Annotated in this window: 23 protein-coding genes; 17 read left to right on the top strand and 6 right to left on the bottom strand. The window is 64.6% G+C overall.

Features of this window, described 5'->3' with window-relative positions:
• The first annotated feature begins 352 nt into the window (after window positions 1-352).
• Genes FY036_RS17880 through FY036_RS17865 form a run of 4 tightly spaced genes read left to right on the top strand, consistent with a single transcriptional unit; the run spans window position 353 to window position 4,673 of the window.
• Entirely contained in the window at window positions 353-1,030 is a 678-nt protein-coding gene (locus tag FY036_RS17880; RefSeq protein WP_148916118.1) for a sugar transferase, read from the top strand.
• A 36-nt stretch (window positions 1,031-1,066) separates the two neighbouring features.
• Window positions 1,067-2,317 carry a polysaccharide biosynthesis/export family protein gene (locus FY036_RS17875; protein WP_148916117.1) on the top strand — a complete coding sequence of 417 codons (1,251 nt, stop codon included), beginning with the start codon at window positions 1,067-1,069 and terminating at the stop codon, window positions 2,315-2,317.
• Window positions 2,314-3,618 (top strand): O-antigen ligase family protein, encoded by a 1,305-nt coding sequence (locus tag FY036_RS17870; RefSeq protein ID WP_148916116.1) that lies wholly within the window; start codon window positions 2,314-2,316, stop codon window positions 3,616-3,618. The genes FY036_RS17875 and FY036_RS17870 overlap by 4 nt, the downstream gene beginning before the upstream one ends.
• Window positions 3,618-4,673, top strand: a complete 1,056-nt coding sequence (locus tag FY036_RS17865) for a glycosyltransferase (RefSeq protein WP_148916115.1) — start codon at window positions 3,618-3,620, stop codon at window positions 4,671-4,673. Before FY036_RS17870 ends, FY036_RS17865 begins: the two co-directional genes overlap by 1 nt.
• Before the next feature lie 100 nt (window positions 4,674-4,773).
• Here the strand turns inward: FY036_RS17865 and FY036_RS17860 are convergent, their stop codons facing one another.
• The 6 genes from FY036_RS17860 to exoK all read right to left on the bottom strand — a co-directional run bounded on the left by FY036_RS17860 (window position 4,774) and on the right by exoK (window position 10,869).
• Window positions 4,774-5,664 carry a polysaccharide pyruvyl transferase family protein gene (locus FY036_RS17860; protein WP_235897710.1) on the bottom strand — a complete coding sequence of 297 codons (891 nt, stop codon included), beginning with the start codon at window positions 5,662-5,664 and terminating at the stop codon, window positions 4,774-4,776.
• A 68-nt stretch (window positions 5,665-5,732) separates the two neighbouring features.
• A complete protein-coding gene (locus tag FY036_RS17855) occupies window positions 5,733-6,617 on the bottom strand; it encodes a glycosyltransferase family 25 protein (RefSeq protein WP_148916114.1) in 885 nt (294 codons plus the stop codon).
• Complete coding sequence (locus FY036_RS17850) at window positions 6,614-7,675, bottom strand: polysaccharide pyruvyl transferase family protein (RefSeq protein ID WP_148916113.1); 1,062 nt, start codon at window positions 7,673-7,675, stop codon at window positions 6,614-6,616. Before FY036_RS17850 ends, FY036_RS17855 begins: the two co-directional genes overlap by 4 nt.
• 13 nt (window positions 7,676-7,688) lie before the next feature.
• The gene (locus FY036_RS17845) at window positions 7,689-8,516 is read right to left on the bottom strand and encodes a glycosyltransferase (RefSeq protein WP_148916112.1); all 828 of its coding nucleotides are present in this window, start codon (window positions 8,514-8,516) and stop codon (window positions 7,689-7,691) included.
• Between the two features lie 3 nt (window positions 8,517-8,519).
• Window positions 8,520-10,037, bottom strand: coding sequence for a lipopolysaccharide biosynthesis protein (locus FY036_RS17840; RefSeq protein ID WP_148916111.1), 1,518 nt, complete (start codon window positions 10,035-10,037; stop codon window positions 8,520-8,522).
• Window positions 10,038-10,080: 43 nt separating this feature from the next.
• Window positions 10,081-10,869: an endo-1,3-1,4-beta-glycanase ExoK gene (gene exoK, locus FY036_RS17835; RefSeq protein ID WP_148916110.1), complete on the bottom strand. Its 789-nt coding sequence runs from the start codon at window positions 10,867-10,869 to the stop codon at window positions 10,081-10,083.
• A gap of 416 nt (window positions 10,870-11,285) precedes the next feature.
• On the opposite strand from exoK, the gene FY036_RS17830 reads away from it, so the two are divergent.
• The 13 genes from FY036_RS17830 to FY036_RS17770 all read left to right on the top strand — a co-directional run bounded on the left by FY036_RS17830 (window position 11,286) and on the right by FY036_RS17770 (window position 24,474).
• On the top strand, window positions 11,286-12,638 hold the full coding sequence (locus tag FY036_RS17830; protein WP_148916109.1) for a glycosyltransferase family 2 protein: 1,353 nt from the start codon (window positions 11,286-11,288) through the stop codon (window positions 12,636-12,638).
• On the top strand, window positions 12,635-13,723 hold the full coding sequence (locus tag FY036_RS17825; RefSeq protein WP_148916108.1) for a glycosyltransferase family 2 protein: 1,089 nt from the start codon (window positions 12,635-12,637) through the stop codon (window positions 13,721-13,723). The genes FY036_RS17830 and FY036_RS17825 overlap by 4 nt, the downstream gene beginning before the upstream one ends.
• A 124-nt stretch (window positions 13,724-13,847) precedes the next feature.
• Window positions 13,848-14,603, top strand: a complete 756-nt coding sequence (locus FY036_RS17820) for a GntR family transcriptional regulator (RefSeq protein ID WP_148916107.1) — start codon at window positions 13,848-13,850, stop codon at window positions 14,601-14,603.
• Window positions 14,600-15,631 (top strand): SIS domain-containing protein, encoded by a 1,032-nt coding sequence (locus FY036_RS17815; protein ID WP_148916106.1) that lies wholly within the window; start codon window positions 14,600-14,602, stop codon window positions 15,629-15,631. The genes FY036_RS17820 and FY036_RS17815 overlap by 4 nt, the downstream gene beginning before the upstream one ends.
• Window positions 15,628-16,776: an N-acetylglucosamine-6-phosphate deacetylase gene (gene nagA / locus FY036_RS17810; RefSeq protein WP_201744799.1), complete on the top strand. Its 1,149-nt coding sequence runs from the start codon at window positions 15,628-15,630 to the stop codon at window positions 16,774-16,776. Before FY036_RS17815 ends, nagA begins: the two co-directional genes overlap by 4 nt.
• Window positions 16,773-18,266, top strand: coding sequence for an FGGY-family carbohydrate kinase (locus tag FY036_RS17805; RefSeq protein WP_148916104.1), 1,494 nt, complete (start codon window positions 16,773-16,775; stop codon window positions 18,264-18,266). The genes nagA and FY036_RS17805 overlap by 4 nt, the downstream gene beginning before the upstream one ends.
• 90 nt (window positions 18,267-18,356) lie before the next feature.
• Window positions 18,357-19,091, top strand: coding sequence for a GntR family transcriptional regulator (locus tag FY036_RS17800; protein WP_148916103.1), 735 nt, complete (start codon window positions 18,357-18,359; stop codon window positions 19,089-19,091).
• A complete protein-coding gene (locus FY036_RS17795; RefSeq protein ID WP_148916102.1) occupies window positions 19,088-19,816 on the top strand; it encodes an SIS domain-containing protein in 729 nt (242 codons plus the stop codon). The genes FY036_RS17800 and FY036_RS17795 overlap by 4 nt, the downstream gene beginning before the upstream one ends.
• A gap of 44 nt (window positions 19,817-19,860) precedes the next feature.
• Entirely contained in the window at window positions 19,861-21,138 is a 1,278-nt protein-coding gene (locus FY036_RS17790; RefSeq protein ID WP_148916101.1) for an ABC transporter substrate-binding protein, read from the top strand.
• A gap of 21 nt (window positions 21,139-21,159) precedes the next feature.
• Entirely contained in the window at window positions 21,160-22,032 is an 873-nt protein-coding gene (locus FY036_RS17785) for a carbohydrate ABC transporter permease (RefSeq protein WP_148916100.1), read from the top strand.
• On the top strand, window positions 22,029-22,856 hold the full coding sequence (locus FY036_RS17780) for a carbohydrate ABC transporter permease (RefSeq protein ID WP_148916099.1): 828 nt from the start codon (window positions 22,029-22,031) through the stop codon (window positions 22,854-22,856). The genes FY036_RS17785 and FY036_RS17780 overlap by 4 nt, the downstream gene beginning before the upstream one ends.
• Before the next feature lie 10 nt (window positions 22,857-22,866).
• Entirely contained in the window at window positions 22,867-23,952 is a 1,086-nt protein-coding gene (locus FY036_RS17775) for an ABC transporter ATP-binding protein (RefSeq protein WP_148916098.1), read from the top strand.
• A gap of 75 nt (window positions 23,953-24,027) precedes the next feature.
• Entirely contained in the window at window positions 24,028-24,474 is a 447-nt protein-coding gene (locus tag FY036_RS17770; protein ID WP_148916097.1) for a pyridoxamine 5'-phosphate oxidase family protein, read from the top strand.
• The last annotated feature ends 1 nt before the right edge of the window (window position 24,475 follow it).

Here is a 24,475-nt window from a genome sequence, read left to right as displayed (position 1 = left end):
CAGGCGCATCTGCCTGCGCTTTCGCCACCGTCCATCGGCCCGCCCGACAATGGGATAACCCGTTACGCATGCTACGCAAATTCCCCTCGCCCGCCCCTCATAGCAGCGAGCTCTTGAGAAACGATGAAGGCAGCGGAGATCGAAAATTGAGCACATCCACGGCCGTCACTCACATGACACACAGTCGATGTACAATAATTGGTCAATTTGCACATGTATTGCGCAATATCACAGTATTGTTTCGATCACGGTAAGAAAAAATCTTTCATGATTTTTTGATAATATTATGTTGCAACGCACCATTAGAATGCTATCGTCGCCGTATTGGATTGTTCTTCGGATAGGTCGTTCAATGCGTGATCTCGCGAAGTCGGCACATCTCGATTCCCCCAGGGTGTTGTCCTATGGGACGCCGCCGGTGGGTGGAACGCTCAAGCGGGCGTTCGACGTGGTTGCCGCTTCCCTTGGCATCGTCGCCCTGCTGCCGCTGTTTCTCTTCCTGGTCGCGCTGGTGAAGATCACGGACCCCGGCCCGGCCTTCTACGGTCACGCCCGCATCGGGCGCGGCGGCCGCAGCTTTGCCTGCCTGAAGTTCCGCACCATGATGGTAAACGGCGACGAAGTTCTCGCGGCCCATCTGCGTGACAACCCCGCCGCACGCGATGAATGGCTCGCGACGCGCAAGCTCCGGAACGATCCGCGCGTCACCCGCGTCGGTCACGTGCTTCGCAAGCTCAGCCTCGACGAGCTGCCACAGCTTCTCAACATCCTGCAGGGCGATATGAGCATCGTGGGCCCGCGGCCCGTGGTTCACGCCGAGCTCGAGCATTACGGCCCGTTCGCCGATTGCTACCTCAAGTCCCGTCCCGGCCTCACCGGCCTGTGGCAGGTCAGCGGCCGCAGCGACGTGTCCTACGAGGCGCGCGTCGCCTTCGACCGCCAGTACATCGAGAACTGGTCGCTTGCAGGCGACCTGCGGATCATTCTCCTTACCGTACCGGCCGTCTGTCTCTCGCGGGGCAGTTACTGAGGCGCGCCGCTAAAGGCGCGCAACGCAGGAGTTTCCATGATGCGTAACACGCTCGGCACACTTGGCGCGCGCACCGCGTTTGCAATCGCCATCGTGCTTGCTTCGCTGATGCCTGCAAAGGCGGACGATTATCTGCTCGGCAGCCAGGACAAGCTTCGCATTCGCGTGGTCGAGTGGCAGACCGTCGAAGGCGCATTTCGCGAATGGACCGCGATCAGCGGCGAATACATGATCGACTCGGCAGGCAGGCTGTCTGTGCCCTTCGTGGGCGAGATGGAAGCAGGCGGCCTCACCACCGCTGAAATCTCGAAGGCGATTTCCGATACGCTCCAGCAGAGCTTCGGCCTGTCAGACAAGCCGCAGGCATCGGTCGAGATCGCCACCTACCGCCCGTTCTACATCAACGGTGACGTTCAGGCGCCGGGCCAGTACGCCTTCGTTCCCGGCATAACGGTGCTGAAGGCGGTCAGCCTTGCCGGCGGCCAGCGCCGGCTTGAAGGCGCACGTATTGAACGCGACTTCATCAATGCCCGCGGCCAGCATGCCATCGCATCGCAGGACCGGGTGCGCCTTCTTGTCCGCCGCGCCCGCCTTGAGGCCGAAGCGAAGGGCGAGGAAGGCTTCGCCGTTGCCGAAGAGCTCGAGGGCCTCGCCCGCGTCAGTTCGATCATGGCCGACGAAATGTCGATCCTTACTGCGCGCAACCGCAAGCTGACGCTGCAACTCGACGTGCTCAACGACCTCCGCGACCTGCTGCAACGGGAGGTCACCGCGCTGGAGCAGAAGTCCGTCACCCAGCAGCGCCAGATCGACTTGGCAAGGCGCGAGCTTTCGGATGTCGACTCGCTCGCCCAGAAGGGGCTGGTCGTCAACACGCGCGTGCTCGGCATAGAGCGCACCATCGCCGACATGGAAGGCAAGCAGCTTGACCTGGAAACATCCATGCTCCGCGCCCGGCAGGAAATCAGCAAGACCGAGCAGGAGATCATCGGGCTGCGCAACAACATCGAGGCGGAGGTTGCGCAGGAGCGCCAGAAGACCGAAGCCGAGCTGGACGAGGCCACCCTGCGGCAGGAAATGTACGCCGGGCTCCTGTCCGAGGCGGTTTCCTTCGCCAGCACCCTGCCCGGCGTGCTGGGCGGCGAGCCGGACACGACGTTCGAGCTGACGCGTGTGGTCGATGGCGTGACGCAGCAGATTTCGGCGGGCGAGAACACTCCTGTTCTGCCGGGCGACATCATCTCGGTCCGCACCACGCTGAAGACCGCACCGGGGCTGCCCGGTTGACCTTCGCGACCTACGAGACGCTCGACCACGTCTCGCGGCGACCTCTGCGCATCCATGTCGCCGTCAGCCTGACGATCGTCGCGCTTGCCGCGCTCATCCTCAATCCTCTCTTCGGCTCTCGCGCGGCGCTTCTGTTCCTGCTCGCCGGTTCGCTGCTGGTGATATCCAAACCCTTCGCAAGCATGCAGGTGCTGGTGCGCCACTGGTATCTGTTCGCATTGCCGGCTTTCTGCGCGCTTTCCGTTCTGTGGTCCGACTATCCGTCGAACTCGCTGCGTCATTCGATCCAGCTTGCGCTCACCATCGCCGTTGCAATCGTCATTGCGGGTCGCGTAGCCCCCATCGCATTCGTGCGCTGCCTGTTCTGGATTTACGGCTTCGGCGTCGTCGGCAGCCTGCTGTTCGGGCGTGTGCGCGACGATATCGGAGCCTGGATCGGCATTTTCGGCAGCAAGAACGCCTTTGCCGGCGTCATCACCGGCTTCGCATTGGCGGCGCTCGCCATCGTTTTCGACCGGGGAAGCCCCTGGCCCATCAGGTGGGGGGCCGCGGGCGGGCTGCTGGTCTGCGGCCCGCTGCTCATACTCGCTCAATCGACCGGCGCGATGACCCTCATCGTTCCAGCGCTCGGCGTCGGAATCACCGTCCTGCTGCTGCGCAGGCTTCCACCTCTCCTGCTCCTTCTTGCCGGCGGCTTCACAGTCTGCATCGGCATCATCGCAGCAGCCTTTCTCGTGATCTATGGCGAGACCCTCATGTCCGGCTTCCTCAACCTGTCGGGCAAGGACGACACGCTCACCGGACGCACCGACCTGTGGGAAGTCGCGATGATGATGATTGCCGACCGGCCATGGCTCGGCGTCGGCTACCAGGCGTTCTGGGTTCATGGCAACATCCCGGCCGAGGTGCTATGGGATTTGTTCGGCATCGCCAGCCGCAGCGGCTTCAACTTCCATAACACCTATCTTTCCAACGCGGTCGAGATCGGCATTATCGGCGTCGGCATTCAGGTTCTGATGCTCTACGGCGCGTTCTTCGGCGTACTCGTCTGGGCTCTTCGTTCACCCTCGCCCGAAAGCGCTTTCTTTGCCGCTTTCATGACCCAGGTCATCTGCACCAGCTTTCTCGAAGTGACCACCTACTTCCAGTTCAGCATCGTCACCATCATCGCCATCTGCGCGCTGGTATACGCGATGCAGCACAGGCGGCATCATCGCAGGCAGGCCCGACGGGACGCAGAGCGAAGCCCGCATCAGCTGGTTGCCCAACCCATCTATGCCCTGCCCCGGAGGTTGCGTTGATGGCGTTGGCCGAACGCGAAACCATGCCGTTTCCCGCACTTGAAACCGACGTTTCGGGCGCACCGCTGGTTCTCCTGTTCTATCACGGCTACGAGCGCTACGCCCTGCCCGGTGTCGGCGGCAGCCTCTATTCCAACGGTCGCCGCATAGCGCGCTACGCCTGGCGTTCCCTGCGACGCCGGCAGGTTCACACGGGCTTCTACACAGCCTTCCTGTCACTGGTGCGGTCACTGCGGGCGGCCGGGTGCAACGTCCGGATAAATGATTTCGCCGCGGCAAGGGCCCGTCCCCACTATCCGATCGGGCTGGCCGGCTATCCCGGCGTCATCGAAGCCGTCGACCTGCCCAATCCCGTCGTGTTCGGCCATGGCGATCTCGGCCTGCCGGACAGGACGGTGCAGATCGCCGGGCAGGAAAGAATGCGCATCCTCATCCAGCCGTGCCAGTGGGCGGTCGACTACAACCGCCCCTATTGTGGCGACAAGCTGCGCGTCTGGCCCGCGGGCGTCGACAGATACACTGGCCCGCAAATGGCGCTGGCCGACAAGCCGGTGGATTTCCTAATCTACGACAAGATCCGCTGGCACCGCGACCAGCGCGTTCCTGAGGTGCTCGACCGCGTCACGGAGCGCCTGGACAAGGCCGGGCGCTCGCACAGGGTCCTGCGCTACGGCGGACATATCCGGTCGGACTACGACAGCGCGCTGAAGGAATGCCGAGCGCTGCTGTTCTTGTGCGAGCATGAGACGCAGGGCCTTGCCTATCAGGAAGCCATGGCCGCCAACGTGCCGGTACTGGCATGGGACGAGGGCGAGCTTGTCGATCCGATCCTGAGACGGTTCGCCAGCCCCAAACTCACCGTTTCCAGCGTGCCCTATTTCGATGAGCGATGCGGCATGACGTTCAGGATTGACGATTTCGAGGACGTGCTGCCGCTGTTCTGGTCGCGGCTCGGGTCCTTCGAGCCGCGCGCCTACATGAACGAGCGGCTGTCCATGGAACGCGCGGCGACCGACTACCTCGCGCTCTATTCGTCGCTCGCCGTCACCTGCTAAGGCATGTCTCCCGAAAGTGGGAATCGGTTTCGGCACGAAGACATGCCTCAAAACAGGCAGCTAAAGCACATGGAGCGAATCTGAAAGATCGCGACGCGCTCTAGCTCCGGCTGCTGACGAAGTCCGACACCGCAGTCACTGCCCTGTCGGTCGCGCGTTCGATGGCGACATCGTCGCTGAGCTGGGGTTCGCATTTTGCCAGCCGCAGCAGGTTGCGCGCGGCATTGTGCAGCAGCGCCTTGTCCAGCGGCCTTGCCAGACGCGACCGGCTCCATCTCCCGGCCCGGCCGTTCACCTGCCCTCGCCCGCCCGACAGCGTCACGTAAAGCTCCATCGTGCTGGATGGGCCGAGCGGATGACGGCGCAGGTCGATGTCGAGCGCGTCGGCCCAGTCGTCCCACTTGTGCCGGTGATGCTTGTTGAGGTTGCGCACCGCCACCCATGGCGTTCGCACCGCGTCGGCGACGATCGCCCCGTGCATCGCCTCGGTCACGAGAACCCGCAGCCCGCGGATGCGCGATATGATGGATTCTATGTCGTCCCTCGGGTCGATCATCGTGATGCCGGCAAGGTCGCAAGCCGCCTGCCAGAAGCCGCGATCGAGGCTTTCATAATGCGGCATAAAGGCGATCTCATCGCTCTCGTCCGGCGAGGGCAGGTCGTCCAGCGCGCGAAGTAGGACCGCACCGTCGCAGATCGCCTTCGACGGAGGAAGGCCGAGGTTCGACGCGGTGCGCGGCCCGCGAACGAAGACGATGTTCCAGTTTCCATCCGCCACGTCCGGCGGATCGAGGTAGGCGTGACCGGACCCCACCACATGCTTGAGGGGTTCCCTGGGCATGCTGTCGAGGATGATCGAGCCGATTCCGAGCAGCAGCTCGTCGTCATTGTCGTCCAGAAACCCCTCCGGCAGCAGCCGGTCGAACACGTAGGGGTTCAGTTCGTCGCCGAAATTGGGCACATGGCCCTGAAAATAGGTAAGTCTCATCATGATCCTTACCCCCGCCCGCTAGTTGATGCCTCTTGTCTCCTTGATCTGCTATTGCAGCGTTGCCTAAATCAAAGCCGGATGGACCCGAGATCCGTCAGCATCTGCTTGATGGCATCCCGCGTCTGCCTGTCGATCCGCTCCATACGCATGTTGCGATACTTGCGGACAAACTTTTCCAGAAGTTCGAACCGTCGCGGCGCGGATGGCCCGCTGGCCATCAGCATCCGGTTGCGCGCTTCCTTGCTCTCCACATTCGCGGCGTCGTGAATGGTGGTGGGCACGTTCAGCTCCATCACCTGAAACGGATAGATCGTGTAGATCGGCAGCACCGCACGCTCGTGACAGTCCATCAGCTGGTCGATCGGCATGTCGATGCTGCCGTGTCTGACGAAACCGTCCAGCATCGCCCGCGCACCCTTGCGCGACAGGATGTAGGCCTGCGTTCCCAGCGGCGGAAACAGGAACCGGTAGAGCACGAAGCGATTGAACGACGTGATGAACCGTGCCGGAACGAAGAACCGCGCGTACATCTTCATGTACTCGATGCCCGCAAGCTGCATGATCTGCAGATAGCCGGCGATGTTCAGCGTCGGGTCGATGACTATGTCGTCTTCGAACACCACCAGATAGTCGGCGTCGCCCTCCCGCACGAAACGCTCGATGATGCCGATATGGCTGGCGGCACAGCTTATTTCGGCGCGCGAAAGCGTCGATCCATAAGCCTTGAAAGCCGCCGCTTCATCGTAGGGCAACAGGCATTCTTCGGGCGGAACGGCGTCGAAGAACCGCCAGTTTTCGATACCCGCGCCATCAAGCATCGCCGCCATGCGCTCGCGCCGCTGCGTCGAGGATGGCAGGCTCAATATGTCGAGCTGGAAGGTCGGCATGTCCGGGAACGGGCTCGATCCCGGTTTGCTACCCTCGACAGGGCGTAGGGCTTCGTCGATCGTCAATTTCGCAACGCCCTTCCCAGCGCGTGCTTGGCGCGCCGAACAAGCCTGCTGCCTGCCCCCGCCTGCACCGGTGGCGGACGGAGCCTTGCAGTTGCCGGTACGCGCCCCTCGCCTGTGAACTGCGCCTTCCAGCGGTCGATCGCGGCCTGCGGTATCGTGATGGCGGTCGCCGCCCCGCCGTCGATCCAGTTGGCGATCTCGTCCGTCGCCGTCCGGTCCACGACGGGCAGGGCCACGTCCTTTCCGATCTCGGCCGCCCGATTGTCGATCGCAAGGATGAGTGCGCGCCGGCCCTTCTGCAGGGCGCGTATGCCGCCGTGCAGGCGCGTGCCGATGAAGTCGACATCCTCGCTTTCCAGAAAGCGCGTGTACCCTTCGGTGGTCGGTGTAACCACTTCGATATCCTCCCACCCGAACGAGCGGAAATATTCCCAGTCGTCCTGCATCTGCGGGAAGAAGTGAACCTTCGAGTAGCGTTGTCGCAGCAGTTCGACGAACGCCCTGTCCGCAGCCGGGTCCGGCCGCCACGCGGTCAGGGTGAAGACCGCCGACGGCGCACGCTTCGTCGGTATCGTCGCGCAATGCTCCGGCGTCAGCGACCATGTCGTGGGGCAGCAGGTCGAGGTCGTCTGCAAGCCGGCTCGCTCGAGATGCGCCCGCGTGTAGTTGTCCCTGACTGCGTGGGTCAGGTCGGCGGACAGCGCCTGCTTGAGGATGGATCGCGTCTCCGCGGTGGGCTCCGGCATGTAGTCGTTCCAGCCGGTGCCGAGGCACACGGTCTGTGCCGCGCCATAGTGCGGCGCATCCGTCGCCTTCAGCCGCCACAGGCCGTCCGGCCTGATGTCGGAGGAGAGAAGGTTCGTCCCGCCGATGAAGCAGAAGTCCGCCTTGCCGATGAAGCCGAGAGTCCGGTCCGAAAGCGCTTCGTGGCTGGGCACGCGGAAGATGTAGGCCTTGGGGAACAGCTCCCAAACCACGGCGTTGACCGCGTCCATGATGATCTCGTCACCGAGATTGTCGGTGCAGATCGACGTATCGACGATTGCGATAGTCTGCATGTGATTTCCTCTTTTAGCTCGCCGCCCGACGGGCGACGGCACGGGTTACGTAAAGCGCCAGCTCCGGCATATGCCTGCCGAACCGGTTGAAGAATTTGCGTTTCCATCTGGCCTTGAGGCCCGGCTTGGCCACCCAGGTCTCGGCCCATCGGTGAACCGCGAACGTGTCCTCGACGATGCAGTCGGGGTGGAACTCGTCGGCCCACCAGTAGGGGTAGAAATAGCGCCTGGGGTACAGCGTCACGTCGGCGACGGTGAAGGGCTCGTCGCGGTAGCTTTGAAGCCCTTTCTCACGCAGCATGTGCGTGAGAAGACCCGGTCCGGCAAACGAGCCGATATCCAGATGGCCCTTCACCTTCGTGTTGAAATGGTCGCGGATGGCCGTGGGCAGCCAGTGTCCGGCAACGCTGCCGAACACCGCGCCATTGACCATCTCCGACGGATTTTCGTCGCCCGTCTGAAACCCTAGAAACGCCCGGTTGGACAGAAGCGGATCGAATGGCCGGACGATATCGACGTCGGTATCGAGGTAGACGCCGCCTATCCGCGCAAGCGCGTCCATCCGCGTGTAGTCCGACACGCGGTTCCATGCGCGCACCGAGAAAGCGCCACGGATGAAAGGGCTGGAGAAATCCACATCGTCGTTGCCCCACCGGCGAAACTCCCAGTCGGGCATGATCTTCTGCCACGCATCGACACGCCTGCGATCTTCGTCTGGCAGTGCCCGCGTGCCCACCCAGACATAATGGACGATCTTGGGTATGCCCTGCGTCCCATCCGCAGCAACGGCGCCCGAGGCCGATTGCGTCTCCATGATTGCGGCGGTTCCAGAACTCTGCATTCGCTACTCCGAAGAAGCCGGCCCGGGTCGACGGGCGACCAGGTTGGCGATGGGGGAGGCAAGCTTGGTGACGATCTGGACCAGTTCGCGCTCCGGTCCTTCGGGCCTGCCACAAGCCAGCCACGCTATGGCGAGTGCGACGATGTAGAGCCCCGCCCCGGTGACCACCATGCCGACCAGATGCTTCACGGCGATGAAGGCGGCCGGGTCGGAAGGCATGCTGTCGAACAGCAGCGACAAGCCACCCACCATCACCGCCGTTGCCGCGATCGTCCTCGCATTGTCGGTGATCTGGGTACGCAGCGGCAGGTCCAGCAGCCGCCGGGCCAGAAGCATGTTGATGAAGGTCGATACGACGCCGCTGACGCAGCGCGCATAGACCGCGCCCATCAACCCGCCGGTCAGCAGCCCGCCGATGATGAGCGGCATCCGGATGCCGAAATTCAGCGCATCGCGATTGAACAGCGTACGTGTCACGCCCATGGCCAGCGCCATCGGCTGGACGGCGCTCGCCAATGTCTGGATGGCGAAGATGCCGCCTAGAAGCTGGATGATCGGGATGACCGGCGCCCACTTCTCCCCGATGGCGAACAGCACCATCGGCTCGGCCACCATCGCCAGCCCGAACCCTGCCGGCAATGCGATCATGCACAGCAGCGCCTGGGCGCGCCGATAAGCCCTGCGCAGACGTTCGGTCTCGTCACGCAGTTTGGCAAAGCCCGGAAAAAGCGTCTGCGAAAGCGGTGCGGTCGCCTCGCGAGTCGGCAACTGGGCGAGATTGTCGCCCAGCGTATAGAAGCCGAGCGCCGAGTTGCCCGCCATGTAGCCGATGAACAGATGGTCGGATTTCCAGTTCAGCGTGTTGATCGCCTGCCCCAGCGACAGCCACACCGAATAAGACAACAACCCCCTGGCGCGCCGCAACGTAAGGCGGGGCCTGAAAGGCACCATCACGTAGGACAGCAGGATTGAAACGAGTTGCGCGACGGCAAGGCCGGCGACGATGGCCCAGTACGACCGGAACACGAGGGCGACCGTGATTGAGGCGATGACCCCCAGCACCTTGTTTGCGCCCAGAACCAGCGCTTCCTGCCGGAAGGACAGGTTTCTGGCGAAGACGACCATGCGCGGATTGGACAGGCCCGAGACAAGGATCACCGCGCTGACCGCGATCATGACGGCGACCAGTCGCGGCTCGCCGTAGAGCCATGCGACGGGCGACGCAAGCGCCGCGATCAGCGCGCCGAGGATGCCGCTGCGAAGCATGTTGAGCGTGAAGGCCGTGCTCAGGTGATCGTCGTCGATCTCCTTGAGGTGGATCAGCGCCGACGACAGCGACAGCTCGGTGATCGACGCGATGATGAAGGCGATGGTGGCGGCTATTGCGACGAGGCCGAAATCGTCGGGCGTCAGCAGCCTTGCCAGCACCAGCGTACCGACGAAGGCGGACCCGTTCGTCGCCACCCGCGCAAGCAGAATCCAGATCGAGCCCTGCGCCAGCCGGCCGCGTATGTCGCTCATCGCGAAACGCCTCTCTTACGGAACTGGCGACCTGTAGCCATGCTCAGTCCAGCGTGCAGACTATGGATTCGGGAAACTGGCACTCCTCGCCCAGCACCGTGAAAGCCACCCGATCGAGGTAGAGGAACAGCTTGCGGCCGGGATCCTCGAACGGCCCCATCCAGTCGTTCAGCGTTTCCGTCCCCCAGATGCTGAAATAGATCTTCTGCGCGTTGGTCGGCAGTTCTGCCGTGTTCTCCGCCTCATGCATCAGCTCCCCGTTGACGTACCACCGCAGCCGGTCCGGCTCCCATACGAAGGCGTAGTCGTTGAAGCCTGCATCGGTGCCGCCCTCCACCGGCACCACGCCGCCATTCTTCGGTTGCCCGGAGACATAGGTGTTGACGCTGACGGTCGAGGTATCTTTCGTCAGCACCTCGAAGTCGATCTCGTCGTGCGGCTTGTTATGGACAGGTCCGATATAGGTGAAGAACGCGGCATTGATGCCCGAGCCCGTATCCGTCTTCATCCGGGCTTCGTAGGTGCCGTAGTGGAAACTGTGATGCGTCTGGATTTCGCCGCACACATAGTTGCGCAGCCCGTACGGCCGCTTCTCGAAGGAAAGGCTGAGCACGCCTTCCGACAGGGCGATCTGGCGCTTCGACCATGTGCAGTTCTGCCAGTCGCCATTCGCCCACCCGTCTGCGACGTACCAGCGTCCCAGATCGAAACGATTGAAATCGTCGACGAAAGAAACATTCGTCTGTGCACCGGCGTCAACGGCGCTGGCGACCGCGGCCAGCGCGGCGAAAAATGAACTCTTAAAAAAGCGAGCGACTGCCTGATGAAACATCGGTCAATTCCGTATGTTGCATTGCAGCAGAGGCTGCCACCATTCCAGCGGTGAGGCAAGCCCATAAAGCAGCAAATATGCCTACGGTGATCGACAAAATCTGCTGAAATGAAAGTTGATTAAATATAAAATGGCTAATCTCCGTAAATCGTCGGGTCAAATTCTCCCCATGTTGCAGCAAAATTGAGCAATAGATGCCAATTTTGCATATGTTTTAGGCACGCGCCTACAAAACCAACCATTCAGGCGCTGAATATTTAGCCAGATAAGGCACAAGGCGAATCTGTGTGTTTATTGTTGCAATGCAGCAATGCAGTGCTATCGTCACGCCGGAGTGCCAACTCGAACGGGCGGCGCATGCGCTATTTCGGCTTCAGTTTTGATGCGATTACCGGCTTCGTCGGGATAGTGCGCCCATGACGGCGGCTTCGCGAAAGCCCTCCGAGGGACAGCCGGTGGGCGTGTCCGTTATCATGGCCAACCATAACGGCGCAGTTCATCTGCCCGCGGCAATCCAGTCGGTTCTCGGCCAGACCCTGCGCGACATGGAACTCGTGATCTACGACGACGCGTCATCCGACGGTAGCGTCGCGGTGGCGCAAGGCTATGCAGCGACCGATCCCCGCGTGAAGGTGATAGCCGGCGCAAGCAACCGCGGTCCCGGCGCGGCACGCAATGCGGCCATCGCCGCAGCGAGGGGCGACTGGATCGCCATCGTCGATTCCGACGATCTGCTGCACCCACAGCGGCTGGAGAGGTTGCTTCTTCTGGCCGAGGCACGCGATGCCGACATCGTGGCCGACGACCTGCTCTACTTTTCGCAGGCCGATCGCACCGCCGGCCACACTCTCATCGGCTCCGCGCGGCGGGCCGTACCCGATACGATCACTCCCGAACTGTTCGTGCTCAGCAACTCGCTCGGCTCGCAGCTTCCCGCGCTGGGCTACCTGAAACCCCTGTTCCGCCGCAAGGCGATTGCCGGCATCGCCTATGACGAGACGGCGTGGATCGGAGAGGACTACGATTTTCTGCTCCGCTGCCTGCTGGCCGGCGCGAAGCTCGTCCTGCACCGCACGCCGCTTTATTTCTACCGCCGACATTCGACATCGCTCTCCCATCGCCTGTCGGAAACCCATGTGACGGCGATGATCGGGGCGCATGACCGGCTGGTGAAAGACCATCGCAGGATGCAGCCGGAGATACGCGCACTTCTGGACGCGCGCCGGGCTTCGCTCTGCCGGGCGCTCTCCTTCGAAAAGCTCGTCAGCCACATCAAGCGTCGCGCGCTTGTCGGCGCGGGACTTCAACTCGTGACGGACCCATGGCTGCTGTCTCCGCTGTTCCAGTCGGCTCGCGAGCACATGTCGCGCAGCCGCGGCCATGGCGCGACCGGCGGCCCGTCTAGGACGACGCTGCTGCTGCACGGTCCGGACATAGAGCCGCAGCGCGCGACGGCCCTCATGCATGCAGCCGGCATCGGCGCGGATGCCCGGCCCTTCGTCGTCCCGGCCTATCGGGAACGAACCGATACGGCCCCGCCCGGCGCGGAAGACATCGCACAACTGGCCGACCTCGCGCGGCTGGGATTGCAGAACCAAACCAGCGTCATAGCCATAGGCAAGGCGGGACAGTTCGCCCTGCCCTTCGTCATCGAATTCGAGCACGCGGTGATCGTCTCCGACGACGCCGAATTGCCCGAAGAGGCGGCCCTGGCCGGCAACGTATCCCCAGCCCCGCCTCTGCTGGCCGATGCGGGAGGCGCGCTGTGAGCAAGGCTTCAAGGCCGCTGGTCAGCATCCGCACGCCGACCTACCGGCGGCCGGATGCACTGCGGCGCTGCCTTCAGTCGATGCGCGACCAGACATGGGCAAACTGGGTCTGCGACGTGTTCGACGACGATCCGGACGGGTCCGCCAGGGCGGTGTGCCGGGAGCTCGCCGACCCCCGCATCCGCTACCACCGTAATGATCCGCAGCGATACGCGTCCAGGAACATCGACAAGTGCTTCAGCCGGGCCGACCCACACGGCGCAGCCTATTTCTGCGTGGTGGAGGACGACAATCTCATCCTGAAGGATTTCATCGAGGACAACGTCGCGATCAGCCGGCGCCACGGCGTGGAGCTGGTCTTCCGCAACCAGTTCGTGGAGTTTGCGAGCGGCACGCCGCAGGCCCGGCTGAGCGAGTTCGGCCTCCTCGACAGGATGTTCCTGGAAGGCATCTATCAGCCTGAAATATTTCGGCTTTCACTGCTCCCCGGAATCGGCATTTCGAACGGCGGAGTCTTCTGGTCGGCCCGCTCGAAAAGCCCACTAGAAATCGGTTACGAATGCACTGCCACATTGCAGGAGTACATGCGGACCTTCTCGGTCGTGGAGCCGATCTATGTGGCCATGGAGCCCAAGGCGGTGTGGGCGGAGAATGGCGAGCAGACGACGCGCGATCTGGGCGGCAAGGCGACATGGCTGCGCCGCGAACTGGACCTGAAGCGGGCGGTCCAGCTGCTTCAGCGCGAAGCGTGGAAGCTCGCGCCGAAGGACGCCCGGCGCGACTTCCTGCACAGCGATGCCTTCGCCTACGACAAGCGCCTGCGCGCCGCCGGCATAGTCAAATCATTGATTTCGTTGAATGTCGGCAGACTGCTCAGCCTTCGCCAGAAGGCGGAGCTGGCGTTGCGCGGCCTGCTGATCGCCACGGCCGGCAGGCCGACCGACGAGTTTCGAGCGTTCGTCGCCGCCCGCAAACGGCTGATCGCGGAGCTTTCGGACGGCGGCGGAATACCTGCCACGGCCGATGCGGGCGACCAGCTCTACTCCCACGAGCCGCCAAAACTGACGCGCAGCGCAGCCCGCTAGGGGCGTCGCAAGCCCTCCTTTCGTCGACCCGGTTTTGCCCTTCGCGGACCTACCAAATGGTAGGGTCGGATGATCCCCAGTAAGCCATTTTTATTTTGGTATCTTTCTGGTATTACCGGCAGCCATGCGACAGTCTTCTTCACGTGTCCTGTACGATCCCGCAGCGTCCGGTCCTGCCTACCGGCAGCTGGCGCGATCGATCGGCGAAGCCATAGCCCGAGGTGATCTGGCTGCGGGTACGGCGCTACCGACCGAACGCGGGCTGGCGGAAGATCTGGGCCTGTCGAGGGTTACGGTTCGCGCCGCCTACCGCGCGCTGGCAGAGGACGGACTGATCGAGGCACGGGCCGGCAGTGGCAATTACGTGCGCGGCGCGACCCCGGCTTTCGAGCAGCCCTTGTGGCACCTCTCGTCTTTTTCGGAAGACATGGCGCGCAGAGGCCGCAACGCGACGAGCAGGCTGCTGGATCTGGCGCACGGCGAGGCGACGGATGAGGAACTGGCGGCACTGACGCTGAAGGGCGGCGACAGGGTGGTTCGCCTGAGCCGCCTTCGGCTGGTCGATGGCGAGCCGCTGGGCATCGAGGTGGCAAGCCTGCCCGAAGCGTTGACGCAGGCCGTACAGCTTGGCGAAGGCTCGCTCTACGCAGCGCTTTCCGCACAAGACCTTTCGCCCGCACGCGGCATCCAACGCATGCGCGCCGTGTCGCTGGACGAGGATGTTGCCGGGCTGCTCGCGGTTCCGCCGGGGTCAGCGGCCATGCTTCTCGAGCGCGTCTCGTTTCTGTCAGACGACACGCCCATCGAATACACGAAATCGCATTATCGCGGCGACGCCTACGGCTTCGTGGCGAAGCTGGACGGCGGAGACCTCACATGACCGAGACCCTGATGCGTCGCGAAGCCGGCGAGGCCGCCGCCGCGATACGCCGTCTCCTGACCGACGAGGCCCGGACGATAGAAGAGGCGGCTGCCCTTCTGGCAGATGGGTCCGGACCGCTCACCACGGCGGCACGCGGCTCTTCGGATCACGCCGTTACCGCATTCAAATATGCCTGCGAAATCCTGACGGGCCGGCCGGTCGCATCCATCGGCCCCTCCGTCGCGTCCGTCTACGGCGCGAGGCTAAGGCTCGATGGCGGGCTGCACATGACGGTTTCGCAGTCGGGCGCGAGTCCCGACATCGTCGCCTTGCAGGCCGCAGCCGCACGGGGCGGCGCGCGCACGCTGGCCATCGTCAACACCGCCGACAGCCCGCTGGCGCATGCCGCCGACCTCGTCCTGCCGATCCATGCCGGCGAGGAACGGAGCGTGGCGGCGACCAAGAGCTATCTGGCTTCCTGCGCCGCGCTGCTGGCAATCGTCGCGAAAGCAGCGAAGGACGAAGCGTTGCTTGCCGGGCTGGACGCGCTGCCGGACGCGCTGGCGCAACTGCCCGACGATGCGGGCCAGCGGATCGCAGAGGAGCTTGCCGATGCGGACTCGCTCTACGTGACCGGACGCGGCCCGGCCTTCGGCATCGCACTGGAAGCAGCCCTCAAGGCAAAGGAGACGGCGGGCATCCATGCCGAGGCGTTCTCTACGGCGGAACTGATGCACGGCCCGCTGCAACTGGTGCAGCCGGGGTTTCCGGTCGTGGCCTTCGTGGCCGACGACGCCGCAGCCTCAGGCACGCTGGACGGCCTTGCCCGCCTGCGCGAACTGGGTGGTCGCGTCACCGTCATCTCGACGCGGGAGCTGCTTGAGACGGACGCGGGCAGCCTGCGCACGCCCACGACGGGCCACTATGCCACCGACGCGCTGGTATTCGCGCTGGCATGGTACAGGATCGTGGAGACCACGACGCGCCTGCGCGGGCTCGACCCCGACCGGCCGGTGAACCTGCGCAAGGTTACGGAGACGATGTGATGAGCCGCACAGCGATCACGGGAGCCCGCATCTTCGACGGGGAGCGCTGCCATGACGACAGCCACCTGATCGTGGAAGACGGCCGCATCATCGCGCTGGCGCGAGGCGCAGCACCCGCCGGCCTGAGTGTCACCGACCTTGCTGGCGGCATCCTTTCGCCCGGCTTCATCGACGTGCAGGTGAATGGCGGCGGCGGCGTGCTGCTGAACGAAAACCCGACCGCCGAAGGCATGGGTGCGATTGCCGCGGCGCACCGCCGCTACGGCACGACGGCCCTGCTGCCGACGCTGATAACCGACACGCGCGAGCGCACGGCAGCCACGATCGAGGCCGCCATTGCCGCGCAGGTTCCGGGCGTCATCGGCCTGCACCTCGAAGGGCCGCATCTCGACCCGGCGCGCAAGGGCGCGCATCTGGCCGAACTGATGCGACCGCTGAAGGACGACGACATCGCGCTTTATGCGAGCGCCGCCGAAAAGCTGGGCTCTCTGATGGTGACACTCGCCCCTCGGAACGCCACACCGGAAGCCGTCGCCAGGCTGGCAAAGGCAGGCGTCATCGTTTCGCTCGGCCATGCCGAATGCACGGCCGACGAGGCCGAAGCGCTTTTCGATGCCGGCGCGCGCGGCGCGACGCATCTCTACAACGCGATGAGCCCGCTGACGCACCGCGAGCCCGGCCTTGTCGGCGCAGTGCTGACGCGAGGCGACGTGTGGACCGGCATTATCGCCGATGGCCACCATGTCGACCCCCGCGCGCTCGAGGTCGCCTTCGCGGCCAAGGCCGGCCCAGCGCGGATATTCCTCGTTACCGACGCCATGTCGCTCGTGGGCAGTGACGAGGACGAGTTCCAACTGAACGGGCGGACGGTGCGCCGCCATCGCGGAGACTTCTGCCCGCGCCTGACGCTGGAGGACGGCACGCTGGCCGGCTCCGACATCGACATGGCCTCGTCGTTGCGCTTTCTGGTGGCGAAGACCGGCATGAGCGTGGAGGACACGCTGCGCCGCGCCACGGCCGATCCTGCCGACTTCCTGCGCATCGGCGATGTGCGAGGCCGGCTCGTGCCAGGCGCGCGCGCCGACCTCGTCCATCTCGACGACGATCTGAACGTCAAATCCGTCTGGCTGGCGGAGGAACTGTGAGCGACAGCCTCTATCTCGGCCTCGACGCCGGTACCTCGCTTACCAAGGCAGCGATCTTCGACCTGGCCGGCAACCAGCTCGCGGAGGCCCGGCATCGAACGACGCTGCGCCGGCCGCATACCGGCTGGAGCGAATTGGACCCCGAGGAAGCGTGGGCCGCCGCCGTGGATGTGATGGCGCGGGCGGTGCGCGAGATCCGCAAGGACGCTTCACGCATACGCGGCATCGGCATCACCGCCGCGATGGTAGGCGCGTGGCTGACGGACGGAAACGGCAAGCCAACACGGCCCGGCATCACCTGGGAAGACAGTCGGGCGCAACCGCTGATCGAGGCGCATAGGGGGCGCAATCCGGAATTTCTGCGCACGATCTTTGCGTCTTCCGGCTCGGTCATGCAGCAGGGATGCACGCTGCCGGTACTGGCGTGGCTCGCAGAAAACGAGGCGGCGACGGTTGCCCGCACGTCGCATGTGCTGAGCTACAAGGATTTCCTGCGGCTTCGCCTGACCGGCAAGGTCGCCACGGATCGCACGGAAGCCTCCGTCATTCCCGGCTCGGCAGAGAGGCGCACGCGCAGCGACGCGATGATCGGGCTGTTCGGGCTCGAAGCCTATCGAGACCTACTGCCGCCGGTAATGGATTCGGAGAGCTTTGCCGGCGGGCTGACGCCGGAAGCAGCACGCGCGATCGGGCTGCCGGAAGGCCTGCCTGTGGCGGTGGGCGCGGGTGACGTGGCGGCGACAGTCATCGGGGCCGGCGGCCTCAAGGCCGGAACGGCGACCGCCGTGCTCGGCACGACCTGCATGGTGGGGGTGGTGCACGAGCGGCCGGTGTTCGAGCCCGCCGATCTCGGCCTGCTGTTCACCCTGCCCGGCCATCGCTGGTATCGCGCCATGGTCAACGTTGCCGGCACGCTGAACCTCGACTGGGCGTTCGACGCGCTCGCGCCCGATCTCGCCGCCCGGCAGGACCGTTTCGCCCTGCTCGACGAGATGCTCCGCTCCGTGCCGCCCGGCGCAAACGGCCTCGTCTACCTGCCCTACCTGTCGGAGAGCGGCATCATCGCGCCGAAGGTGGACCATGCAGCCCGCGCTCAGTTTGCCGGCCTGTCGCCGCGTCACGACCGCGCCAGCCTGTTCCGCGCCGTTCTGGAAGGCGTCGCCTTCGCCATGCGCGACCTGTTCGACGCGCTGGGCTTCGACGGCGACCGCGTGCTGCTGACGGGCGGCGGCGCGCAGAACCCCGACTGGGTGCAGATGATAAGCGACCTGATAGGCAAGCCCGTCGAAGTGCCGGAAGGTTCGCAGTTCGGTGCGCGGGGCGCGGCCCTTCTCGCCGCGACGGCGGCGGGCGATTTCGCCAGCATCAACGATGCCTCCGCCGCCATCGCGGGAAGCGGACGGCGCTACGAACCGGACGCCGCATCCGCCCGCGCCCTGGCCCCTGCCCTCGACCGCTACCGCACCGCGCGCGACCGTCTTCTCGGCTGAACAACACGCTTGACTCGCCCACGGGATAGCGCAACAGTAAGTGGTATATACCACTATGAAGCTGGACTATACCAGCTCGGGGAAGCGTGAATGGACAATGCGCCGCTCTATCTGAGGATCGCGACCGATCTCGAGGCCGAGATCGAGGCCGGCTCGCTGAAGGCCGGCGAGAAGATCGAATCCGAGCGCGCACTTTCAGAACGCATGGGCGTGAGCCGCATGACCGCGCGGCAGGCGCTGCGCCATCTGCTGTCGAAGGGGCTGGTCGAGACCCGCACCGGGCAAGGCACCTTCGTCGGCAGCCGGATCATGGAGCAGCGGCTGGAGACGCTGAGCGGCTTTACCGAGGAAATCAGGCGGCAGGGCCGCCAGACATCGAGCGTGATCGTGGCGTCCGCCACGCGCAGGGCCGACGAGGTTACCGCGCGCGCGCTTTCGCTTTCCGCCGCCGCGCAGGTTCACAGCCTGACCCGCGTGCGTTTCGTCGACGGCTTGCCCGTGGCGCTGGAAACCACCGACGTCGTCGCAGACCGCGCGCCCGGCCTGCTGGAGCTAGCCGACTTCCGCACCAGCTCGCTCTACGCCACGCTGGGCGCGCAGTTCGGCATCGTGCCGACCCGCGCCGAGCAGACGCTGATGGCCGGGCTAGCCGACGCCCATGTGGCGCGCACGCTGCACGCCGAGCCCGGCTCGCCGGTGCTCAACCTAACCCGACTGACCCGCGACCAGAACGGCAACGCATTCGAGTTCGTGCGCTCCACCTATCGCGGCGATTTCTTCGTCATGAAAGTCAACCTGTCGCTGGGAGACGGAACCGCCGCATGAGCACCGTAGAAGACGCGTATTTCGGCGATCTGATCGCAAGGCTGACGGCACTGCGCACCGCGCTGGCCGAACCCATGGCGCGCGCGCAGGCGGCAATCGTCGAAACCGCGCGCCGCGACGGCCTCGTCTACGTGTTCGGCACCGGGCACTCGCACATGCTTTCCGAGGAAGTGCATTTCCGCGCCGGCGGTCTGGCGCTGACCGTGCCGATCCTCGCAGGGCCGACCATGCTGCACGAGGGCGCGGTGGCAGGTACCGCCTACGAGCGCATGGACGGCATCGTGCGGCCGATCTTCGAGCGCTATCCGATCGGGCCGGACGACGTGCTGTTCGTCTCGTCCAACTCGGGCGTCAACGCCGCACCGCTGGAAGCGGCCCGCATCGGGCGCGAGCGCGGGGCGACGGTGATCGCCATCACGTCGGTGGCCTATTCGACGGCAACCGCCAATGGGCGCGAGCGGCTGGCAGACCTTGCCGACATCGTGCTCGACAACGGCTCGCCCCCCGGAGACGCGGTGATTTCCGTGCCGGGCAGCGAGTTGAAGGTCGGGCCCGTTTCGACCGCCATCGGCGTCACGATCATCAACGCCATCATGGCCGGTGTCGCGGCCGAACTGGCCGGCGACGGCGACCCGCCGATCTATCTGAGCGCCAACATGCCGGGCGCAAAGGACATCAACCAGAAACTGATCGCGCGGTTTCGGCCCCGAAACCCGCATCTTTGAAAGTGCTTCCGGGGCTTAGTGGAGTGAGGAAAGGGAACACCGAGATGAAAAACATACTGAAACTTGCGCTTGCCACCACAATGCTCATGCCTGCCGCCGCACTCGCGCAGGACGCGGTCGAGGTCACGCTGTGGCACATGGAGCAGCCGCCGCACCGCGTTGCCCGCGTGCAGGAGCTGATCGACGCGTTCAATGCCGCCAACCCCGGCATCGTCGTGAAGCAGGAGCCGCAGAACTGGGGCGAGGTCTACGCCAAGACACCCGCCGCGCTGGCCGCCGGACAGGGCCCGGACATGCTGTTCGCCATCCCCGACTTCACGCCGATCCTCAAGGACATCGGCGCGCTGACTTCGGTCGAGGACTTCGTCAAGGAACTGGACGAGAAGCACGATTTCGTCGACTCCACCGTCGAGGCCTATTCCTATGACGGCGGCGTGTGGGCCGTGCCTCTGTACAACATGGCCATGAACCTGTGGTACCGGAAGAGCGTGCTGGAGGCCGCGGGCGTCGAGGTTCCGACCACCTGGGACGAGTGGCGCGCGGCGGCCGAGAAATTGTCGGTAGACGGCGTGTCGGGCATGGGCCTGCCGGCCAACAAGCAGCTCTACACCGACCAGACCGTCTATTCGGTGATGGTCAATGGCGGGGCGACCGAAATTTACAACGAGGACGGCACGCTGCGCTTCGACAACCCGGAGACCGTCGGCGCCTACGAGTTCTACACCGACCTGCACCAGTTCTCGCCGGCCGACTCGACCTCGTGGACATGGGGCGAGGCGGAAGCCTGCTTCTCCTCGCAGACCTGCGCGATGGTGATGCAGTTCTCCGTCATCGCCACCTACGACACGCAGGCAGAAGGCGACGCGTCCGACCTGGGCGTGGCGGCGATCCCCAGCAAGGACGGCGGCGAGCACAACACCATCTCCTACGCCAACGCCGTGATGCTGCTGTCGACCGACGAGGCGAAGATGGAGGCCTCCAAGAAGTTCGTCTCGTTCCTGCTGGAGCCGGAGAACTACGGCCGCTTCCTCAACATGGAGCCGGGCCTGTTCATGCCGGTGACGGCGGACGGCGCGGAGGCTGAGACCTTCTGGTCCGACCCGATGGTGGAGAAGTACCGCGAGCAGATCGAGACCGTGATCGAGAACTCGCAGAACGGCCGCCTGTTCGGCTTTACCAGCGGCCGCACCTTCCCGTCGATCGCCGCGATTTCGGCACAGAACATCATCGCCGAGACGCTGCAGTCGATCGTCGTGTCGGGCCAGTCAGCGGCTGAAGCCGTTGCGGCCGGTCAGGCGCGCATGGAAGAAGTGGCGCAGTAGGCGCTTAACGGAGAAAGCCGGATGCCACAGTCGAAAGCGCTCGCCTTCGCACTCGTCGCGCCGGCACTCCTCTTTCTGGCGGCCACTCTCGGGTGGCCGCTGGTACAGGCGGTACAGCTCTCGTTGCAGGACGTGCGCGTCATCGGCGCGCCCGGCAACTTCGTCGGTCTCGACAACTACGAGCGCGTGCTGGCCAACCCGGCATTCTGGAGCGCCGCCCGGCTGAGCCTCGTGTGGGTGGTGGCCAACGCCGTTCTCCAGACCGCGCTGGCGCTGGCCGTCGCACTGGTGCTCAACGAAAAATTCCCCGGCGTGCGCATCGCGCGCACATGGGTGATCCTCACATGGATCGTGCCGACCGTCGTGGTCGTGGTGATCTGGCGATGGCTGTTCTCGACTTCGGGCGGCATGATAAACCCGCTGCTGATACAGGCCGGCATCGTGGAGCGGCCGGTGGGGTTCTTCGCGACGCCGTGGACGGCGCTCGCCACGCTCGTCTTCATCAATTCCTGGCGCTGGTTTCCCTTTATCGCGCTGATGATGCTGGCCGGCCTGACGCGCATTCCCGACGAGCTCTATGAAGCCGCGCGCATCGACGGCGCCAGCCCGTGGCAGCGTTTCCGCCGCATTACCTGGCCGCTGCTGGCGCCGACGCTGGGCGTGCTGGCGGTGATAGGCACCCTGCTCTCGTTCAACGTGTTCGACATCATCTGGCTTCTGACCAGCGGCGGCCCGGCGGGCGGCTCGCGCACGCTGCCGGTGCTGATCTACGAGACCGCCTTCAAGGGCTACCGGCTTTCGGAGGCGGCGACCATCTCGGTGCTGGCGACCCTGATGCTGATGGCGTTCGCCATCGTCGCCACCCGCGCGCTCGACAGGAGCGACGACCGATGAACCGCTCGCTCGGCCTCAACGCGGCGCTCGTCGCCTGCATCGCCTTCTTCGTGACGCTGGTGGGTCTGCCTTTCTGGTGGGTGGTGTCGGGGTCGATCAAGATCCCGCAGGAAATCATCGCGCGCACGCCGACGATGTTTCCGCAGAGCTTCACGCTGCAGCACTACCAGAAGCTTTTCGACGCGTCCGCATACCCGGTCTACCTCGTCAACAGCCTGATCGTGGCGGCGTCTTCCACGGTGCTGACGCTGCTGCTGGCGATCCCGGCGGCCTACGCCTTCTTCCGGCTCGTCTTTCCGGCGCGGGGCGTGCTCTACCGCACGATCCTGCTGGCATACGCCTTCCCATCCATCGTGGTGCTGATCCCGCTGTTCGGACTTTTCGCCAAGGTCGGGCTGGTGGACCGGCTGCCGGCGCTCATCATCGTCAACGTCGCCTTCGCCCTGCCATTCTCCATCTGGATGCTGCGCTCGTTCCTCGCCGGCGTGCCCAAGGAGATCGAGGAAGCCGCCGTCATGGACGGTGCGCCGACGCTGACCATCCTGCGCCGGATCATGATCCCGCTCATCGCGCCGGGCATCGCATCGGTTGGCATCTACGCCTTCGTGACCGCCTGGACCGAATATGTCTTCGCCTCGGTCCTCATCCTCTCGGACGCCAAGCGGACGCTGCCGGTCGGCTTCTCGGGCATCATCGGCCAGTACCAGATCGACTGGGGCCTTCTGCTCGCAGGTGCGACCGTCGCCATCGTTCCGGTGGTCGCGATCTTCGCCCTCATCGGCCGTGGCTTCGTCAGCGGTCTCACCGAAGGCGCGGTCAAATAGGAAACTCGCAATGGCTGCATTGACGATCGAAAACCTTTACAAGTCCTTCGGCGCGACCGAAGTGATACGCGGCGTTTCTCTGTCGGCGCAAAGCGGCGAGTTCGTCGTCTTCGTCGGGCCGTCCGGTTGCGGGAAATCGACGCTTCTGCGCCTGATCGCCGGCCTGGAACGTTCCGCCTCGGGTTCCATCAGGATAGGCGAGCGCGACGTGACCGGCGTCGATCCCGCCAAGCGCGGCATCGCCATGGTGTTCCAGACCTACGCGCTTTACCCCCATATGAGCGTTGCCGAGAACATGGGTTTCGGCCTCGAAATGGCAGGCATGGCCAAACCCGAGCGCGAGAAACTGGTGCGGCAGGCGGCCGAGATGCTGCACCTGACCGACTATCTCGACCGCAAGCCGCGCCAGCTATCGGGCGGCCAACGCCAGCGCGTCGCCATCGGCCGCGCCATCGTGCGCAATCCCGACATTTTCCTGTTCGACGAACCGCTGTCGAATCTCGACGCAGAGCTGCGCGTGCGGATGCGGCTGGAGATCGCCAAGCTGCACAGGGATCTCGGCGCGACCATGGTGTACGTCACGCACGACCAGGTCGAGGCGATGACGCTTGCCGACAGGATCGTGGTTCTGCGTGCAGGGCTCGTGGAGCAGATCGGCAGCCCCATGCAGCTCTATTCCGACCCGGACAACCGCTTCGTCGCCGGCTTCATCGGCTCGCCGCGCATGAACTTCGTGGAAGCGACCGTGACAGGCATGAACGACGGCGCGATGCTGCTGGACGTGGCCGCGCTCGGGCTGTCCGGGCTATCAATCCGCCCACGTGTCATGCCAGAAACGCTTCCCGCGACGGTGACGCTCGGCGTTCGGCCCGAACATCTGGCCGAAGGCGGTGAAGGTGCCGTTGCCGTCTCCCTGCCCTGCACCGCCATAGAGCGGCTGGGCTCCATCGCCTATCTCTATACAGCGCCCGGCGACGACGCGACGATCATCGCCCAGCTCAGGGGTGCAAGTGCTGCAAGCCCCGGTTCAGCGGTGGAAGTGCGTCTCGACCCGGCGCAATGCTTCCTGTTCGATGCCGGGGGAAATCGTATCTGACCTGCCGGCATTGATCCGGGACAAGGACGCTTGCCGGATTTGGGGGCATCATGCGTGGCCGAAAGGAGGCCGCGCATGATCGTCCGAGAGCTTTCGAAGGCGGAGTGCCTCGCAGCACTGTCAGCAAACCGCGTCGCCAAACTCGCTTGCGCACGCGATAACCGGCCCTATGTCGTGCCGCTGTTCTATGCCTATGCCGATGGCTGGGCATATGCCTTCACGATGCCAGGCCGCAAGCTGGACACGATGCGCACGAACCCGGCCGTGGCCCTGCTGGTGGAGGAGGCAACGGCAGGGGGCTGGAGAAGCGTCGTCGCGGAAGGCCCATTCGAGGAACTACCCGACCGCATCGGCTTCAAGCACCAGCGGGAGCATGCCTGGGCGCTTCTGAGCCGGCACGCCGACTGGTGGGAGCCCGGTGCGCTCAAACCCGTCCGGCCGCCCATTTCAGATCAATCAAGGCACGTCTTCTTCCGTATCCACATCGAGACGACGTCCGGACGGGAGGGTGTCCCGGAATAGG

Source organism: Neoaquamicrobium microcysteis, from assembly GCF_008180155.1.
Lineage (GTDB): Bacteria > Pseudomonadota > Alphaproteobacteria > Rhizobiales > Rhizobiaceae > Aerobium > Aerobium microcysteis.
This window is presented reverse-complemented; position numbering and strand designations above follow the sequence as displayed.